Here is an 18,412-nt window from a genome sequence, read left to right on the forward strand (position 1 = left end):
AAAAGTGAGGGTTTGTCCAAAATATTTTGGATAAACCCTTTTCTCTTTCAAAACTCGTCTTCTAAATTTTTATCATCAATTTTTATAAACAAAGGCCTCTCATTGCCCCTTGAATTTGGAGTATGAATTGAAAGCATAAGGTCACCTTCAAAGGTTCTAAAAAGCATGCCATGACCACCGTCATTAGAAAAAATTGGCTCTGTTTTGTGCTGCCATGGACCTAAAATATTGCCTGACAGTGATTTTGCAACTCCAACACAATATCTTCTTTCTCTATCAAAACTTGACCATAGCATCAAAAGAGTACCGTTTTGGGTTCTGAATAAAAACGGACCATCTGTCACAAAACATTCTCTGCCATCTTTAACTCTTATAATTGCTGTCCAAGGTGCGCTGGAGGCTGTAAAGAGTAAAACGGGCTCATCAATAACTCTTTTCAAATCATTTGAAAGTCTTGCTGCCAAAATCTGACCATCATAAACCTCAACCCATTCACGGCAAAATACAAGCCAGGGATTTGAATCTTCATCTATGTAAAGTGTTCCATCAAGGCACATCCAATCCTTTGGTGTAACAGGTCCAAGACTATGTTCAACATATGGTCCTTCTACAGTATCTGAAACAAGAATCGCAGTTCCCCTTTTTCCTTCTGGTGAACAAAATGTTGCAAACATATAATATTTGCCGTTATAAAAGTGCACCTCTGGCGCCCAGAAATTTCTGTCTGCCCAAAAATTCTGAGGAGGCCTGAATGCTGGATATGGCCCATCAAAATTTTCAAGGTCATAGGTTACATAATAATCAAAGCCTGTTGCTTTTTCATTTCCCCAGCAATTTTTATCAGTTGTACCAAACATATAGTACACCCTTTTTTCTTTTACAGGCATAATAAAAGGGTCACGGATATAAATATCCTGTCTTTTTAGCATCTATTTCATTCTCCTTTCGGTCCTCAAAATTCACAGGAAGAATTATTTTTACAATTGTCCCCAAACCCAGCTTGCTCCAAACCTTGAGTTTAAAGTTACCCCCATAGTTGAGCTTTAACCTTTCATTGGTGTTTAAAAGCCCAATATGATCTGAAAAGTCAAAATCCTGTGAAAGCCTGCCTTGTACCTCCTCTAACTTTTCTTTGCTCATCCCAATTCCATTGTCAATTACCCATATACAAAGCCAATCACTGGTATCTTTTAATTTTCTTATCCTGATTTTTATTCCACATCTCTTTTCGCAAGGTTTTATCCCATGATAGATTGAATTTTCTATGAGCGGCTGGAATAAAAGCTTCATCACTTTTATCTCAAGCACATCTTCACTATAGTCCCAAAACACATCAAACTTATCTTTATATCTTGCTTTTACAAGCTCAATATATGCCTGTGTAGCTTTAATTTCTTCCCTTAGGAAGATAGTAATTTTTGGATTGCTCAGAGAATATTTGAGTATAGCCGAAAGGTTTTCTATCATTTTTGTAATCTCGTTTGGGGTGCCTGTAAGTGCTAAAGTTTTAAGATATATGTGTTCTAAAGTATTGAAAAGAAAATGAGGGTTAATCTGAGCCTGCAATGCTAAAAGCTCCAAAGCTTGAAGGCGTGTTGTCAGATAATGTTTTTCAATAAAGTTCTTGATTACATTGTACATGATATACCCATATTCATCATTTGAAGTAATTTTAATTTCTTTTGGTGGTTTTCCTTCTGTTGCTGAATTTATTGTATCTATAATCTTTTTAATATTCCTGTAATTTACTTTGGCAATGTAGTATGAGGCAGCAAAAGCGATAACTATAAAAATTAAAAGTAGCACCAGTGTCACCTTGAAAAGTCTGATAGGGATGCTGTAAAGATAATTTTTGGGAATTACTGAAACAAAGGTTAAGTTGTATTTTTTTGACTCTAATCTTTTTGTGAGATAGTTGTCTGTTTCTTTTTTTAGGAGGGCCATACTTGAGGTATTAGAGTTATCTGATTCATTTGATACCAAAACATTTCCATTTTGATCTAATATGTACATTGCATGCTGAGGGAGCGAACTTTTAAGGCTTAAGAGCTTTTTTACCTGGTCGTAATACAGATTAAGAACAATAACACCCTCATTCACATCAGAATATGCAGATTTTATCCTTTTGTAGATGGTCAAAACATCAATTGATTCTCCAGTAAAATTGTAAGGTTGAATTTTTCTTCTCTCTACCCACATTAATGCTTTATTTTCTTTATACTGATCAAACCACCATTTGTCATAAAAATACTGAAAATTAGTCATTCCATCTGGGGTAACTATAAAATTCCCTTCAGGATTTTCGAAATAAACATAGATGGAATGTATGAACGGCTTTGAATATGAGATTGAATTTAAAACATTTTTGACCATGTTAATCTGCCAGATATCTTCTAAAGAAAAATACATTGAGTTCAAAATCCTCTTTATCTGAAGGGTCACATCTTTGTTTATCCCAAATACCATATAAAGATAGTCTATCTCACCGAGCATAAGCTCGACATTGTTTTTGCTTTGTATTAGCATTGTCTCTAAATTTTTGTTTATTTCATTTTTAACGTATTGTTCTATAATGATGCATGAGAAAAGCCCAAGAATAGTTATTATCACAATGGGAACAATAACTATCTGCACAAAATTCTTTTTGAAAATCTTGCTTTTATAAACTCCATTTTTTCTTATCATCGCACTTTATCTCTCCTGAACAAACTCTGAAGGAGACTTGCCGAAATATTTTTTAAAAGCTCTTGTAAAGTTCTTAGGGTTCTTGTAACCAACCATTTCACCTATCTCATGAAGTTTATATATAGGAATTTTCATAAGTTCCAGAGCTTTTCTCATCCTGACTTCCATCAGATAATCAGAAAAGTTTTTACCAGTTTTGCATTTGAAAAGCCGGCTAAGATAATAAGGATTCATATAGACAAGCTTTGCAGCATCCTCAAGCGTGGCCTCTTTATAGTTTCTTTTTATATACTCTTTCACAGTTTCAATCACATTTTCAGGATTGTCAATAGAAATTAAATCTTGTTTTTTTACCTCTTCACTGTGAGTTTGCGGATTTTTTGACTGTAGGTCAAGCTCTTTTTTTATTAGCCCAAATATCTCTATTACTTCATCATACGTTGCTGGTTTTGTTATGTAGTACCTTACCCCGTATTTCATTGCTTTTTGAGCAAATTCAAAGTCCTGATAACCACTTATAAAAACAACTTTTACAGGGATGTTATTTAAAAACAAAACCCTTGCAAGGTCAATTCCACTCATAACAGGCATTTTAATATCGCAAAAAACAACATCAACCTTATTTTGCAAAATATAATCTAAAGCCTGCTTTCCATTTTCAAACAGGCCAACAACTTCAAAACCAAGTTTATTCCATGGAAAGCAGGTAAAAAGCCCCTGTCTTATCTCACTTTCATCCTCCACGATAATCATCTTGTAAGACATATAGGGTCTGCCCCCTTTTTTGCACTAAACCCATTGTAATTTAAATTATATCATCTTTCAAATAATCTTCACAAAACCAATATCTTACTTTAACCTTTTATTCCGCTTGTTGCAATTCCTTCAACGAAGTATTTTTGAGCAGCAAAGAAGATGATAATACACGGTAGCATTGCTATAACAGTCATAGCCATGATCTGGTTCCAAGCAATTGCAGCTGCACTGTCAACACACATTCTAAGTCCAAGGGCAATTGTGTATTTTTCAACGCTGTTGATATATATAAGGGGTCCTAAAAAGTCATTCCAAGTCCAGATAAACTGGAAAATTCCCATTGAAATCATTGCTGTTTTACAAAGAGGACCCGTTATACGCAAAAGTATCTGGAAAGAGTTGCAGCCATCAATTATAGCAGCTTCTTCTATTTCTCTTGGAAGCCCTCTCATAAACTGTATCATCATAAACACAAAAAATGGAGTTGATGCAAACATTGATGGAATTATAAATGGTTTGTAACTATCTACCCATCCAAATGCATTGAAAAGAATATATCTTGGAATAAGGTTTACAGAGTCTGGCAGCATTAATGTTGAAATTAGTATCACAAAAAATAATCTTTTCAGTGGAAAATTAAACCTTGCAAACCCATATGCCACAAGTGTAGAGGATATTATTGTAAAAAATACAACTGGAATAACAAGTATAAGGTTATTTGCAAAAAATCTACCAAATGTATATTGCCCTGTCCCCTGCCATCCTTTTATAAATGAGTCTGTAACAATTTTTTGAGGAAATAAAGACAGCGATTTGAATATCTCATCATTTGATTTAAATGCCGCAGATACAACCCACAAAAGTGGATAAATCATAAACAGTCCAAATAGAATCAAAAATGCATAAGTTATAAAAAGAGAAATAGTATTTTTTACTATTTTGTTTTGGGAGTACATCTTTTTTTAGAACCTCCCTTCATCATACTCGTAATATGTCCAATAAGTAGAAGACCTAAATATAAATGCAGTAAAGATTAATATTATCACAAACTGAACCCAGGAAAGTGCTGCCGCATAACCCATTCTAAAATACTTAAATGCATTGTCATATATGAGCATACTCAAAAGATAGGTGGAATTGACAGGTCCACCGCCTGTGATGATGTACGGTCCAGTAAATTCTTGGAAAGCATTTATGGTCTGCATCACAAGGTTGAAAAACATTATAGGTGAAATCATAGGAAGAGTTATCTTTGTAAACATTTTTAGTCTTGATGCTCCATCAACCAGTGCTGCTTCGTAAAGTTCTGATGGTATCTCTTTAAGTCTTGCTAAAAATAGTACCATAGATGACCCAAACTGCCACACCGCAAGAAGGCTTACTGAAAACATAGCTATTCTTGGGTCTCCAAGCCAGTTTATACCTTCTATTCTAAAAAGACTTAAGAACTTGTTTACTATACCTTCTTTCATAAACAAAAATCTCCACAAAATCGAGATTGCAACAGACCCACCGAAGATAGAAGGAAGATAATATACTGTTCTGAAAAGATTTATTCCTTTCAGTTTCATGTTCAATATTATTGCAACAAAAAGTGCAAACGAGATTTTAAGCGGAACAGTTATTATAACATACTTTATAGTGTTTAAAAGTGCTTTTGGAAACAGTTCATCCTTTGTGAACATATAAATGAAGTTATATAATCCAACATAGCGAGGCGGCTTCAACATTGTATAATCACTGAAAGAGTAGTAGAAAGACATAATAAATGGATATAGCCTAAAAATCAAAAATCCAATAAGCCAAGGTAGTATATATAAAAAACCAACAAAGTCTTTTTTTCTATAGCGAACTACCATAATTATGTCACCTCACATTATTTAGATAATTATGCAATAATTTTAAATCTAAAATAAAATGGGAACTGCCACTTTTAGAGCAAAAATATTTCAATGAATGAAAATGGGTGAGATAGGTTATATAAATCCACGTATCCAATAATTGCACTTTTTTGTGACAGTCCCCATTTATTTTTTATCTATCGAGACTGCATTCTTTTAAGCTCAGAAAGTTTTTGTTTATATAATGCTATCAATTTATCTGCAGCCTGTGTCGGTGTTAGCTGTTTGTATGCAAGCTGCTGAATGATATCATATGCTATATTTGCTATTTCTTGATTCTGTGATAGTGCATTCTGTGGTTTTGCTGCATACTTTACCGCTTCGTTTGTAACCCTCAATATTTCTGGATCTAATTTATTTGCCTTTAACAATGCATCTCTGGCACTTGAACTTGCAGGAACTCCTCTTACATCAGTGAGTATTAGAGCAGCTTGTTTATCGTTTAAAAACCAGTTAATAAATTTTGCAGCTTCTTTAGCATTCTTCGAAAGTTTATTTACAGATAACAATTGCGACGGTCTGACAGTTACTGCATAGTTTTTCAAGTTGTTGCCCCTGGGTGGTAATGTCATCGCCAAACTTGGAATCATAGCTTTATTTGCAGCATAAGTTGAAGTCCAATTCCATAAAATCCCTAATTCTCCTTTTAGCCATTTTGGATTTTGTTCTGGCTTACCTTGAAATGGCGCACTTTCTGCAAAAGGTTGAATAGCTCCTACATCAAATAATTTTTTCAAATAAGTAAAAGCTTCTATCAACTGATTCCTATTAAATCCTAATGTATAATCATCTAAAATCCAATCCTTTCCTGTTTTTTGACCAATATACGATGTCAAAACATAGTAACAGAGGATTTGATCAAAATTAAGCAAATAACTATTTTTATCTTTTTTGTGTACTTTTTCAGCTATTGATAGTAAGTTATCCCACGTCCAAACTGTATTTTCGTCGATATTAAACTTCTTAAAAAACTCTTTATTATATTGAAGTACCGAAGCATTAACACCTGTTGGAAGTCCAATAAGTTTTCCGTTTGAATAGCACCAGTCTTTTAAAAACTTCTCTTCAAATGGCTTTAAGTTGACCTCTTTGAAAGTTTTAAGGTCTGCAAAGAAATCTCCCTGGCTGCTCAGCTCACCAATCCATGTAACGTCAATCTGGATTATATCTGGAGCGGTTCTTCCCACAAGCTGGGTAATGAGCTTCTGCATGTAACCTTCAATACCGCCATACTCTGCATTAATTCTTACATTAGGGTATTTCTTCATATACGCCTGAATTGCTGCCAAAGTGGCTTTGTGTCTTGCCTCTCCGCCCCACCACATAAACCTGAGTGTAACCTTTTTCGATGCTGCCTTAGCTTTCTCAGACCCAGCGGTCGAAAAAGCAAAGAAGATCGACATAGTAAAAACTACTAACACAAGAGTTGCAATTAACCTTTTACTTTTTATCACTTTGACTTCCTCCCTCCACTGTTTGTTTTGTTTTAATAGCCTTTTGCAAAAACGCTCAAGATGAGCGTTATCAAGCTTTACATAGAATCAAAAAAGACTGGTCACCCTCCTCATAATTGTAGTAAAATATGATTATATAAAACAAATTTTCTACTATGAGGAGGGTTCCAAAATGTTCAACACCAAACCTAAACAACTTTCTTTCATAGCCCTATTCTCCCACCTAAAGGCTTTGGCTCTCTACAAGCCTGAAAGCCTCTTGGGCTTGTTCAATAAATTCATTGACTTGTCACATTATATACCTTCTTCTTTCTACAATGCCTACTACAAATATTTCGGTAAGCATAGATACTTCTCTTTAGAATCTATGCTTTGTTGCTTCCTCGTCCAAAAATTGCTCAAACTCAATACTTTAACTCAGCTTCGTGCTGTCTTACTCAACTCATTCGAACTTCGCTCATTTTGTAATCTTCATGGCAATGTCCCTTCTATCTCTACTCTCTCTCGCTTTAGAAAAATATTTGCAAGTGAAATCCATAAACTTTTTCAAAATATCTCTATCCATGCACATAATATTTCCATCCAACAATGCCCTCAAGATTCTTCAATCTTAATCTTTGATACAACTGGCATCGTCCCACAGGTCCGTGAAAACAACCCTAAATTCATTCATCTACTGCTGAAAAATACCTCAAAAGCTAACCCTGAACTTCCCTCTGAAAAAGTCTACTCTCTCGTTTATTCTTCTTTGCCTAAAACTGCTAACGCTAATTCTAACATCCGTCTTATGTTTGTAAATGGCCATTTCTGCTGGGCTTTGAAATTTGTTGTCATCATAAGCGCTCTCGGTATTCCTTTAGCATTAGTCCCTCTGTTTAACTATGATTCCCCTTCCTCTGACCCACAAGAAACAAAAGCTATCTCCGACTTCTGCCGCTTTAATTCCTTCGCTCGAAACTCTATTCTCCTACATCCTTAAAAATTTCTCTACCATCAATCGCTGACAGTGCTTTGGATTCCCACAACATATACTCCGCTTTAAAAAATACTTTTAACTTCTTCAAAATCGTTATTCTTCTTAATACAAGAGCTTCTAAAAATAATACTACACCTACATCAAGCCCTAATATTGTTATTTCTGAAGATGGTGCTTCTTCTTGTAAAAAGTTCAATCTACCTTTTAAACCCAAAGGCAAATGTCAGGGTAAAAATCGCTCTTTGCGCCTTAAATGGACTTGCCCTATGTCACAATACAAAGATGGCAAACGTGTCTGCTCTTGCCCTCAACCTTGTACTACCTCTAAATCGGGGGCAATAGTTTATATATCCTGACGATTTTCGCTCTTTCCCAAGTCTGAGCAGAAATTCTCAAGAGTTTTTTGACCTCTACAAAAAACGTGTTGCTGTAGAGCAGACTATTTTCCACCTGAAATCCTACATGGGCTCTGATACTATTCTGTCCTTATGACCATATTTCTATTTTCTCTGATTTCTTGATATCTGCCATTACTTTTTCTCTTTTATTTATCCTCGCTCACAACATTAAGCTTTATTGCTCTAAATCGACTATCAAAAAGCTTAACAAACTCAAAAAACTTATCGCTTAAAACCACTATTTTTTTGAATCTATTTCTTACAAAAAATTTATAGTTTTGTTTTTTCTTAACCTTCTAAAACCAAGAAGTTTAGAAGGCTTAGGATATTATTGTCTTTTTTGAAGTTGTTAATTTTTGTCATATGTTTGTTGCTGATTATTTTTGTTGGTATTGATAATATTTGGTTTTCACTTCTCTTTTCTTTTTGTATCTTGATTGTATTTCATGTTAGTATTGGTGCCTTTTACCTTCAATCACCACCTATTTTGCAAACACCTACTGTTTGTTTTGTTTTAATAGATTTGATTGTGCAATTTTATAATAACATGGTTAAATATATTTAAAAAGGTACTTTACTTTACAATAGGTATCATAAAATTACTTCTTTGTTTTGTGAATAAATCATAATAAGAGTAGTGTTTTTTGAACACCTTGAACAAGTTAAGATCCCACAGTTGTGTAAACATAAATTGAGCCATTTCTCACCCGTGGATTAAAAGAATAAAGTCTCAAAAATAAACCAAAATTTTACATCAAGGCGAGAAATGACTCAATCAGTATTTACCGTAGTTTTCTGTGATTTTAAGTTATTTGTTGTAGTAAAGTAACTTGTTTTCTATCATTTTCTTTGCATATATCTGTTATAAGCATTCTGATAAATCTTTATAGCTTCTTCTATCTTCATTTTCTTTAGAGTTTTTACAAAAGCATCATAATTATTATACTTGCCTGTCATCATCTTCAAAAACATCTCATCATAATAAGTATTTATGGTATTCATAATATTTGCAATTTCTTTAGTCTCTTCTGGGGTTAAGAAAAGCGAAACTGGACCTAATGCAATATCATTTTTAACCATACCCCAATTCTTTGAAGCTTCTTTTTGTTGAGGCAACTGCAAGTTGATTTGTAATGTATACTCCCTGGATTGGACAAATGGACCATAAATCAGCGCATATTTAGCTAATGCCTGTTTTGGCCCTAATCCTTGCGGGTTGTAAAGAATTTCATCGGTATAAATTGGTCGGCCGTTTTTAATCATATAAGATTTTCCTTTTACACCAAAATTAAAAGCCATATACCCATCCTTGCTATAAGCCCAGTCGAGCGCACGGCATGCTGCCTCTATGTTCTTACAGCTGGTTGTAATTGCTGCTGCTCTTCCCGTAAAAGGATACTCATTTTGACCGATTCGTGCTATTTCACCTTTTTTCAGTACTGGATATTTCACACCTATTAAATCAAAGTCTGTCCCTTTCTTTGCTGCTAAAAAGGCACCCATATGCCCCGAAATTATCCCCAGATATGCTCCAATTTTGTCGCTCAAAACATTTGCTTGAATTGTTTGTTGATTCATCGTCAGTATATCTGGATCAATCAACCCATCTTTCCACCATTTTGCCAAAGTATTCATAAACTCTTTAAACTGAGGTTCAATTGCTCCATATTTAACTCTTCCATTTACTTGGAAGAAGTCTGTTTTTATTCCCCACGCCCCAACTAAAAAGCTGCAATAGTCAAAAACAGCTCTCGGATTTGCAGCACCTCTTAACATTGAAAAAGGTCTTTCGTCTGCTTTTCCATTTCCGTTCGGGTCTCTGGTTTTAAACGCCTTCAACATTTTATACCATTCATCTACTGTCTCTGGCGGAGCAATTTTAAGTTTTTCAAGCCAATCCCTTCTAACCTGAGGACCGTAATATGCATCTATTGGCGTTTCTTTTAAAGCAGGGAAACCATAGATTTTTCCACTAATTGAGCTTACCATCCTTTTGATTTGAGGGTTTTTATCAAGAAGTCTTTTTAAATTTGGTGCATACTTGGGTATGTAATCATTCAACGGCACAATTACCTTGTCAATGATGGCTTTTTCAGGACCTCCAGGATAGCCATCCCATCCCCATTCTATTATGTCAGTTAACTGTCGAGAAGCTATCATTAAATTGAACTGGTCTTGTGCAGCAGATGTAGCAAGAGGTGGATGTTTAAAAACAAATTTTACTCCTGTAGATTTTTCCATCAACTGATAACATGGTATTTCAGCAAAACTTTTGTAAAATAGAGAAGCTTCATTACTCATAGGAACAAAATAAGTCAGAGTAACTTTTTTTGTGGTGGCTAAGGCTTTTGATTATGGCGAAAGCATGCCTATACTTGAAATGATAAAAACAATACATACTAGCAATACCACAACTTTAAAAAATTCTTTTGATCTTATAAACGTTCTTGAACAAATCATTTTGATTCCTCCTTATTTTTTTTGTTTTCATTTTAATTATATCAACCTCCTTTCACTCGAGAGTAGCTGAATTTATTAAAACCATACTGAAAATATTAAACCCATATAAAAGCTCAAAAAAACTCAGATTTTTTAGACATTCCAGTAATTTACATGCGGAAAATTTTAAAGTGACCTGGACAATTTTAAGGTACTGTACTTCTACTCAGCAATCAGATTCATTGTATTGTTCAGACTCAAAATCTTAGAATAATCTGCTGTATCTTTTGCCCTGCATCTGTAAAACTCTACATTCTCACAATTGTTAAGTTCAAAAGCAGCACCTTCCTGTTCCAGTACAGTAACATTCATAAATCTTATGTTCTTTACAGTATTTATGACAAACCCTCTTTTAGCCATTGGCTCTAAATAACTCATCATTGCTGGAAGTTCTGGTTCAGGGTTTTGAGCCATCTCAACAGTAACATTAGAAAACACAACATCCTCAATTGGCATCTCTGTAAGTCCATATAAAAATCCTGCTGCTGCTCTTGCCTGCCTTACAACAACATCACTTATATATATTCTTCTAACAACTGGTGTTGTATCATCAACAGGATATGGAGACTTATCCCAAACTCTCTTTTCTTTTCCACCTTTACCGCAATGGTAATACATGTAAAATGCAAATGGGCACATAACATTTTTCATTACAATGTTCGAAACTCTTATATCCTCAACAACTCCTCCACGACCTCTTCTTGTCTTTATTCTTATTCCTCTGTCTGTGCCTTCAAAAATACAGTTTGAAATAACAACATTCCGAACACCGCCACTCATCTCACTTCCGATAACAACACCGCCATGACCGTGTGCCATTATACAGTTTGTTATTGTAATATTCTCACAAGGTATTCTTTCTTTGCAGTCTTCTGTTCCAGACTTTAGCGTCACACAATCATCACCAACATCTATGTAGCAGTTTGATATTCTGACGCCTTTACATGACTCCGGATTTATCCCATCTGTGTTTGGTGAATCATATGGATTTTGAATCTTTATATTGTGAACTGTAACATTCTGGCACTCTATGGGATTTACCGTCCAGCTTGGAGAGTTTATAATCTTTATTCCTTCGATAGTAACGTTGTTACACCTGTAAAAACAGATAGAACGAGGTCTTGGATATTTTAACTCTTTATTTCTGTGAAGACGCCACCACTTTTCGCCCTGTCCATCAATTGTGCCAAACCCCACTACTGCAACATTTTCTGCATCTTCTGCATATATCAGTGGAGAGTAAACCTGCATCTCTTCGCCTTCCCATCTTGTGTATACAAGTGGATAGTCTTCTTCATCCTGTGAAAATTTCAGCACAGCACCGCTTTCAATATAAAGTGTCATGTTACTTTTAAGATGTAGTGCACCTATATGATAAATACCAGCGGGAACATAAACTGTTCCACCACCGTTTTTTTCACATACCTCAATTGCTTTTTTAAACGCTTCTGTGTCTTTATCTACTCCGTTTCCTTTCGCACCAAAATTACAAACATTGTAAATCATTTTAAACTTTTGCCCTCCTGTTTGACTTTAATCTTTCTGTTAAAAAAGTCTTTCAACCCATGCGGAAGCTTTCAAAAACGCTCCAACACCTTTCAAATCATCTGTTTTTATTGGCTCACTGATGTAATATTCATATGAACCATCTCTGTACGGATTCCCACCAAGCCCTGCAACCATACAAACTCCATTTAAGCTCAAATGTCCATTGTGGTCTTTTTCTAAGAACCTATAAATTATCCCCTCATATGCCCTTTCTAATGCATCTAAGTACTTTGAAGAAAGGTATCCATTGTGTATGCCTTTTGCAAGTGCATATACAAACATACATGATGCCGAAGCTTCTGGATAGTTACCATTTTTACCAATATAGTTTACAACTTGATACCACACACCTGTCTCTGGGTCTTGATACTTTAAAATGGCATCCATAAGCTGCCTGAAAATAGCTAAAATTGTATCTCTTGATTGGTGATTCTGTGGAAGAAAATCGAGAACATCAACTATTGCCATTGCAAACCAGCCAAGTGCTCTTCCCCAGAAATTTGGAGAGCAGCCTGTGATTTTATTTGCCCATTTTTGCTGTCTGCTTTCATCCCAGCCGTGATAATGAAGACCAGTCACTGGGTCTTTAGTATGCTTTGCACAAAGAATGACCTGTCTTACAACATCGTCGAATATCTCTTCTGCTTCATCTTTTCCTATCAAAGTTGCATACTCAGCATAAAATGGCGAACCCATATATATCCCATCAAGCCACATCTGGTGCGGGTATATCTTTTTGTGCCAAAATCCACCTTCTACCGTTCTTGGATGAGTCTTGAGCTGTTCTCTTAAAAGCTGAGCTGCTTTTTTGTACTTTTCTTCACCTGTTTTTCTATACAAAAACAATACAGCTTTACCATTGTTTATATGGTCTATGTTGTATTCATCAAGAGAATATTTTTTTATGCTTCCATCTTCTTTGACAAAATAGTCTATATTTTTCTTTATGTATTCAAAATATTTCTCATCCTTGGTGTTTTCATAAATATATTCTAAACCTTTGAACACAACACCATAGTCATATTGCCATTTATCAATAAGATCTGGAAACTTAAAAAGTGCACTATCTGCCATTTTGACAGAATAGCTTTCTTTTGCGAGCTGTTTTAATTTTTGCATATAACCCACGTCCTTTCTTAGCGAATAAGTGAGAAGATAATAATCAGAATTAAATTATTATTTGAATTTTTGCATTATATATTGTGCATATTCAATAAATCACTTTTTCATTACTATTTTAATTTGAAAACTAAATGATTTCATCAAGAAAATATTAATGTTGACATGAAAATATTAACATATGAACAAAACATGCTCTCTTAAAATATACAAGGAAAATTTTAAACTCATATTGACAATTTTAATGATAGACCATCATTTTTTTAGAATCCTATTTCAAAAGGCACAATAATAATATTTAAACGTCCTTCGAATTTCATTCCATGGTTGATTATGGTTATATAGTTGCACATCCTTGCTTTTATTTGACAGTCCATGCAGTATCCTGTTTCAATACATGGTGTTTTGTGATTATTTCTTTTAGAGTTCATGGGTGCAATCTTTTTCAATCTTTTGAACGCCTCATCAAGGTCTTCTACAACTTTGTTAACCCCAGCAACAATTATTACTTTTTTTGGTCCAAATATCATAGCAGATACTCTGTTGCCCGAACAATCAACATTTACAAGCTCACCATTTTTTGTTATTGCATTTGTTGAAGTTACAAGTATATCTGCTAAAAGCGATTGTCTAAAAAGTTCTATCCGTTCTTCAGCAGTCATTGGTTTGTATCTGTCAAAAAGTTTATATGGACCGTTTCTGAATATTTCAATAAGTCCAAGTTCTTCTATTGTAACAGAACCCCCGAGGGCAATACTTGAACCCTCGGGGATAAGTTCTAAAACTTTATTTTTTGCATCTTCCAAGGTTGGTGCATAAAATGCATTATATTTTTTTCTATTTAGCCTCTCAACAATGTCCTTAGCAATCAGCTCATTGTGCCACATTTTATATTTGTTCATATTAATATAACCCTCCAAAAAATAGTAAAGTTACCTTGAAAGCCAGCCACCATCAACGTTCAAAATACACCCATTTACATACTCTGATGCATCAGATGCCAAAAACACAACAGCACCCTGCAAATCTTCAGGTGTTCCCCATCTTCCGGCAGGTATTCTTGATAATATCTCAGCACTCCTTTGTGGGTCTTCACGGAGCTGTTGGGTATTGTTTGTTGCCATGTAACCTGGCGCAATAGCATTTACGTTTATGTTGTACTTTGCCCACTCATTTGCAAGTGCTCTTGTGATACCCGCAACACCGCTCTTGCTTGCTGTGTACGATGGAACCCTAATTCCGCCCTGGAACGAAAGCATAGACGCGATGTTTATTATCTTGCCACCTGTTCCTTGCTTTATAAACTGTCTTGCTGCTGCTTGGCAGAAGAAAAATACTGTCTTAAGATTAATTGCAAGTACATCGTCCCAGTCCTTTTCAGTAAAGTCAATAGCATCACATCTTCTGATAATTCCTGCATTGTTCACTAAAATATCAAGCTTACCAAACTCCTGAATTGTCTTTTCGATAATCATGTTAATTGGCTCAATGGTCATCAAGTTTGCCTGAATCTCCAAAAACCTTCTTCCAATTGCTTCTATTTTCTGTTTTGTCTCTGTACATGGGACATAATCAACACCAACAATATCAGCTCCAGCCTCAGCCAGTGCAATTGCCATTCCCTGGCCTAAACCTGTTGATGCACCTGTTACAATTGCAACTTTGCCATCAAGTTTGAATTTATCAAGTATCATTTTAAAACACCTCCGCATTTATATAATTTTATTTTAGTTCTTTCATAGGAACAGGACTTATATCTGAATAGGACTGATTCTCACCAGCCATTGCCCAGATGAATGTGTAGTTTTTAGTTCCAACACCCGAGTGTATCGACCAGCTTGGGCTGATTACTGCCTGTTCATTTCTCACAATAATGTGTCTTGTCTCATTCGGCTCTCCCATTAGGTGCAATACAAACGCATCTTCTGGCATGTCAAAATAGAAGTAAACTTCCATACGTCTGTCATGCAAATGGCATGGCATAGTGTTCCACACATTATTTGGCTCTAAAATTGTCATTCCCATTACAAGCTGACAGCTTTTAACCCCGTCTGGATGGATGTATTTGTAGATTGTTCTTTCGTTTGATTCAGAAAGCGAACCAAGATGAGTTGCCTCAGTTTGCTTAATATCAATCTTTTCTGTTGGATACTGTTTATGAGCAGGTGTTGAAACAAAATAGAACTTGGCAGGATTTGAAGGGTCATCGCTCCCAAATTCAAGTTTTTTAGTGGACATCCCAACATAAAGCCCATCTTTCTTGTCAAGTTCAAACTTTTGTCCATCGGCTATTACATACCCTCTGCTACCTATGTTGATTATCCCAATTTCCCTTCTTTCAAGAAAATACTGAGCACCAATCTGAGAACCATCTTCTAAAACCAAAGCCTCTACTGTCGGCACAGCACTACCGACAATCACCCTGTCAACATGAGTGTAGACCATGTTTATCTTGCCATATTCAAAGAGATTTTCAATCAAAAACTCTTTTCTTATCTGTTCTGTAGTAAGAGCTTTAAACTGGCTTGGATGCATTGCAAATCGAACTTCCATTTTCAAATAACCCTCCCTTGTTTTATCTTTTCATCATACCTGAGCCATCTTTCCAAAACACCTGTTTTATCTCATCCTCTGTTACAATCAAACTATCTCCTTCAACTGTATGTTTTAGAGCACACATGTATGTGGCAACCTCAAGCATCTGAGTGGTCTCAATGCCTCTTAAAATGCTATATAGCACACCTGCGGTAAAAGCGTCACCTGCCCCTACCCTGTCGACAATTTCTATTTCACGTTTTTCTGAAAATACAATGTTGCCATTCTCATCTTTTGTATAAGCAAAAAAGATGTTTTTAGATGCAGATATACTCCTTCTTGCAGCAAGAATTATTCTCTCCAAGTTTTGGTACTTTGTTTGTAACCTTTCAAACAAAACCTTTTGCCCATCTACAGTCAAATCAATGCCTTCGAAATATTTGTCTTCCATTTCAATCTTTAAAACTCTTCTTACATGCTCTTCGTTTGTAATTAAAATATCAACATACGGCATAAGTTCTGAAATCACTTCATTTGCTCTATCATAGCTCCACAGCTTTGACCTGTAATTGATGTCAAACGCCACCTTTGCACCTGCATTTTTTGCAGTTTTAAAAGCCATTTTTAGCTCATTTAGCACATTTTGTGATAAAGCAGCAGTGATTCCTGTTGAAAAAAATATTTTGGTCTTTTTTAAAATCTGCTCCCACTCAATATCCCCGGGCTGTATCTCATTTATGGCAGAGTCTGATCTGTCGTACACAACAGAAGATGCTCTCTGACCAACACCCTTTTCAAGAAAATAAATTCCAAGCCTTCTGCCTTTTCTTTTTATATAGCTTGTGTCAACCCCATATCTTCTCAGAAAGTTTATAGTAGCATCTCCAAGAGGATTTTGCGGAAGAAGTGTAACATAGCTTGTCTTCACTCCGATGTTTGACAGAGCAACAACAACATTTGCTTCAGCACCGCCAAAATTGATGTCAAAACTTGTCGCCTGCACAAACCTCTGATACCCAGGCGGTGAGAGTCTTAGCATTATTTCTCCAAAGCTTGTCAACTCAAACATCTTGCTTATACCTTCCCCTTTGCTATCTTTATTTTTTCAACAAACTGTCTGCACACCTCTTCTACCTTTTCAAAGTCATCATTTTGAGCGTATTTAGTTATATTCCCGCCAACCCCTACAGCAAAAGCCCCAGCTTTTATCCATTCATCAACGTTGTCAAGGTCAACACCACCTGTAGGCATAAGTCTTGCCTGTGGGATCGGTCCTCTATAAGCTTTTATAATCTTTGGTCCGAAAAGCTCGCCAGGAAAGATTTTTATAACATCTGCACCGCACTCAAGTGCCTCAACAACCTCTTTTATTGTCATAGCACCGGGCATTGTAGCTATTCTGTACCTGTTACAAAGTTTTACCATTTCAGGATTGAGGTATGGGCTTACAACAAACTTTGCACCCGCCAAGATTGCAATTCGAGCTGTCTCGCTGTCAAGGACTGTCCCTGCACCGATTATTATTTTGTCTTCAGAGTATGTTTTTGTAAGATGTCTGATTATCTCATCTGCACCTGGAACTGTAAAGGTGATCTCAATTGCGCTCGCTCCGCCTCTTATGCAAGCCTCAGTTATCTTTAGAGCTTTTTCTTTTGACTCAGCCCTTACAACAACCACAAGCCCATTTTCGTGAATTCTCTCAAGCACCTGTTCTTTTTCCATCGAAGAGCTAAACCCCTTTCATTTTAAGTTTTTATAGTATTTTTAGAACCTGTCTTTTACATACCCAAGCCTGCTTGAGATTGTCATTGCTGTGTCTACAACCTTTTTTGCATTTTCTTCATCCATTTCAGGCGGCAAAATGTTCACAGGAGCAGAAATGCTTATGGCAGCAATGATCTCATTTCTGTAGTCATAAATAGGCGCAGCAATACATCTGATTGAAGGTTGCAGTTCTTGATTATCAACTGCCCAGCCACGCTCTCGTGCAAGTATTATTTCATTTAAAAGTATCTCTGGATCTGTTATAGTGTTTTGTGTATAGGGCTTGAGTTCAATTGATTTTAGTATCTTTTTGATTTCATGGTCTTGATACTTGCTGAGTAAAACCTTCCCAAGAGCTGTACAATATGCTGGTACTCTTTTACCAATAGACGAATATAGCCTTATTGAGTTTACCTGTTCTACTTTGTCTATATACACAACATCAAACTCATCAAGTATAGCAAGGTGAACAGTCACATTGAGCATCTTTACAAGTTCTCTTAAATATGGATGTGCTTCTGTCTTAAGCTCGATGTTATTGAGATATATGCTTGATATTTCAACAAACTTCACACCGAGCTTGTATCTTAGATTATGTCTGTCTTTTTGCACATACCCTCTTTGAAGAAGTGTCTGAAGTATCCTGTGGACTGTTGTCTTGTGAAGTGAAAGCCTTTCAGAAAGCTCACTTACTGTAAGTCCCCTTGGCTCAACAGCCAATGCCTCGATTATTTCAAACGCTCGTTCAATAGACTGTACTCTGTTTTGCGCCATATT

15 protein-coding genes and 1 pseudogene are annotated in these 18,412 nt (G+C 35.7%); 1 reads left to right on the forward strand and 15 read right to left on the reverse strand.

Going from position 1 to position 18,412, the window contains the following annotated elements; genetic code table 11:
• Window positions 1-47 precede the first annotated feature (47 nt).
• From ATHE_RS11940 to ATHE_RS11965, 6 genes are all read right to left on the reverse strand, one after another.
• A complete protein-coding gene (locus tag ATHE_RS11940) occupies window positions 48-929 on the reverse strand; it encodes a glycoside hydrolase family 43 protein (RefSeq protein ID WP_015908694.1) in 882 nt (293 codons plus the stop codon).
• Window positions 898-2,685 (reverse strand): sensor histidine kinase, encoded by a 1,788-nt coding sequence (locus ATHE_RS11945; protein ID WP_015908695.1) that lies wholly within the window; start codon window positions 2,683-2,685, stop codon window positions 898-900. The genes ATHE_RS11940 and ATHE_RS11945 overlap by 32 nt, the downstream gene beginning before the upstream one ends.
• A gap of 6 nt (window positions 2,686-2,691) precedes the next feature.
• Window positions 2,692-3,450, reverse strand: coding sequence for a response regulator transcription factor (locus ATHE_RS11950; RefSeq protein ID WP_015908696.1), 759 nt, complete (start codon window positions 3,448-3,450; stop codon window positions 2,692-2,694).
• A gap of 89 nt (window positions 3,451-3,539) precedes the next feature.
• Window positions 3,540-4,397, reverse strand: a complete 858-nt coding sequence (locus tag ATHE_RS11955; protein WP_015908697.1) for a carbohydrate ABC transporter permease — start codon at window positions 4,395-4,397, stop codon at window positions 3,540-3,542.
• 6 nt (window positions 4,398-4,403) lie between these two features.
• The gene (locus ATHE_RS11960) at window positions 4,404-5,300 is read right to left on the reverse strand and encodes a carbohydrate ABC transporter permease (RefSeq protein WP_015908698.1); all 897 of its coding nucleotides are present in this window, start codon (window positions 5,298-5,300) and stop codon (window positions 4,404-4,406) included.
• Between the two features lie 179 nt (window positions 5,301-5,479).
• Window positions 5,480-6,796, reverse strand: coding sequence for an ABC transporter substrate-binding protein (locus tag ATHE_RS11965; protein ID WP_015908699.1), 1,317 nt, complete (start codon window positions 6,794-6,796; stop codon window positions 5,480-5,482).
• 172 nt (window positions 6,797-6,968) lie between these two features.
• On the opposite strand from ATHE_RS11965, the pseudogene ATHE_RS11970 reads away from it, so the two are divergent.
• A pseudogene (locus ATHE_RS11970) lies at window positions 6,969-8,403 on the forward strand (transposase).
• A 607-nt stretch (window positions 8,404-9,010) separates the two neighbouring features.
• Here ATHE_RS11970 and ATHE_RS11980 read toward each other — a convergent pair.
• The 9 genes from ATHE_RS11980 to ATHE_RS12020 all read right to left on the reverse strand — a co-directional run bounded on the left by ATHE_RS11980 (window position 9,011) and on the right by ATHE_RS12020 (window position 18,409).
• Window positions 9,011-10,411 carry an extracellular solute-binding protein gene (locus ATHE_RS11980; protein ID WP_408605144.1) on the reverse strand — a complete coding sequence of 467 codons (1,401 nt, stop codon included), beginning with the start codon at window positions 10,409-10,411 and terminating at the stop codon, window positions 9,011-9,013.
• Between the two features lie 420 nt (window positions 10,412-10,831).
• Window positions 10,832-12,175: a glycoside hydrolase family 28 protein gene (locus tag ATHE_RS11985; RefSeq protein ID WP_015908702.1), complete on the reverse strand. Its 1,344-nt coding sequence runs from the start codon at window positions 12,173-12,175 to the stop codon at window positions 10,832-10,834.
• 39 nt (window positions 12,176-12,214) lie between these two features.
• Window positions 12,215-13,336, reverse strand: coding sequence for a glycoside hydrolase family 88/105 protein (locus tag ATHE_RS11990; RefSeq protein WP_015908703.1), 1,122 nt, complete (start codon window positions 13,334-13,336; stop codon window positions 12,215-12,217).
• Between the two features lie 263 nt (window positions 13,337-13,599).
• Window positions 13,600-14,238, reverse strand: a complete 639-nt coding sequence (locus ATHE_RS11995) for a lactate utilization protein (protein WP_015908704.1) — start codon at window positions 14,236-14,238, stop codon at window positions 13,600-13,602.
• A gap of 30 nt (window positions 14,239-14,268) precedes the next feature.
• A complete protein-coding gene (gene kduD / locus ATHE_RS12000) occupies window positions 14,269-15,030 on the reverse strand; it encodes a 2-dehydro-3-deoxy-D-gluconate 5-dehydrogenase KduD (RefSeq protein WP_015908705.1) in 762 nt (253 codons plus the stop codon).
• Window positions 15,031-15,058: 28 nt separating this feature from the next.
• Window positions 15,059-15,889, reverse strand: a complete 831-nt coding sequence (kduI, locus tag ATHE_RS12005; protein WP_015908706.1) for a 5-dehydro-4-deoxy-D-glucuronate isomerase — start codon at window positions 15,887-15,889, stop codon at window positions 15,059-15,061.
• Window positions 15,890-15,911: 22 nt separating this feature from the next.
• A complete protein-coding gene (locus ATHE_RS12010) occupies window positions 15,912-16,940 on the reverse strand; it encodes a sugar kinase (protein WP_015908707.1) in 1,029 nt (342 codons plus the stop codon).
• 5 nt (window positions 16,941-16,945) lie between these two features.
• The gene (locus ATHE_RS12015; protein ID WP_015908708.1) at window positions 16,946-17,593 is read right to left on the reverse strand and encodes a bifunctional 2-keto-4-hydroxyglutarate aldolase/2-keto-3-deoxy-6-phosphogluconate aldolase; all 648 of its coding nucleotides are present in this window, start codon (window positions 17,591-17,593) and stop codon (window positions 16,946-16,948) included.
• 42 nt (window positions 17,594-17,635) lie between these two features.
• The gene (locus tag ATHE_RS12020; RefSeq protein WP_015908709.1) at window positions 17,636-18,409 is read right to left on the reverse strand and encodes an IclR family transcriptional regulator; all 774 of its coding nucleotides are present in this window, start codon (window positions 18,407-18,409) and stop codon (window positions 17,636-17,638) included.
• Between the last annotated feature and the right edge of the window lie 3 nt (window positions 18,410-18,412).

This window comes from Caldicellulosiruptor bescii DSM 6725 (assembly GCF_000022325.1).
GTDB lineage: Bacteria > Bacillota > Thermoanaerobacteria > Caldicellulosiruptorales > Caldicellulosiruptoraceae > Caldicellulosiruptor > Caldicellulosiruptor bescii.

Excerpts from the sequence above, each read along its gene's own strand:
- ATHE_RS11960 (WP_015908698.1), bottom strand. The coding sequence starts at position 5,300 with ATGGTAGTTCGCTATAGAAAAAAAGACTTTGTTGGTTTTTTATATATA.
- ATHE_RS11985 (WP_015908702.1), bottom strand. The coding sequence starts at position 12,175 with ATGATTTACAATGTTTGTAATTTTGGTGCGAAAGGAAACGGAGTAGAT.
- ATHE_RS11945 (WP_015908695.1), bottom strand. The coding sequence starts at position 2,685 with ATGATAAGAAAAAATGGAGTTTATAAAAGCAAGATTTTCAAAAAGAAT.
- ATHE_RS11980 (WP_408605144.1), bottom strand. The coding sequence starts at position 10,411 with ATGGAAAAATCTACAGGAGTAAAATTTGTTTTTAAACATCCACCTCTT.
- ATHE_RS12020 (WP_015908709.1), bottom strand. The coding sequence starts at position 18,409 with ATGGCGCAAAACAGAGTACAGTCTATTGAACGAGCGTTTGAAATAATC.
- ATHE_RS12015 (WP_015908708.1), bottom strand. The coding sequence starts at position 17,593 with ATGGAAAAAGAACAGGTGCTTGAGAGAATTCACGAAAATGGGCTTGTG.
- ATHE_RS11955 (WP_015908697.1), bottom strand. The coding sequence starts at position 4,397 with ATGTACTCCCAAAACAAAATAGTAAAAAATACTATTTCTCTTTTTATA.
- kduD (WP_015908705.1), bottom strand. The coding sequence starts at position 15,030 with ATGATACTTGATAAATTCAAACTTGATGGCAAAGTTGCAATTGTAACA.
- ATHE_RS12010 (WP_015908707.1), bottom strand. The coding sequence starts at position 16,940 with ATGTTTGAGTTGACAAGCTTTGGAGAAATAATGCTAAGACTCTCACCG.
- ATHE_RS11995 (WP_015908704.1), bottom strand. The coding sequence starts at position 14,238 with ATGAACAAATATAAAATGTGGCACAATGAGCTGATTGCTAAGGACATT.
- kduI (WP_015908706.1), bottom strand. The coding sequence starts at position 15,889 with ATGGAAGTTCGATTTGCAATGCATCCAAGCCAGTTTAAAGCTCTTACT.
- ATHE_RS11990 (WP_015908703.1), bottom strand. The coding sequence starts at position 13,336 with ATGCAAAAATTAAAACAGCTCGCAAAAGAAAGCTATTCTGTCAAAATG.
- ATHE_RS11940 (WP_015908694.1), bottom strand. The coding sequence starts at position 929 with ATGCTAAAAAGACAGGATATTTATATCCGTGACCCTTTTATTATGCCT.
- ATHE_RS11950 (WP_015908696.1), bottom strand. The coding sequence starts at position 3,450 with ATGTCTTACAAGATGATTATCGTGGAGGATGAAAGTGAGATAAGACAG.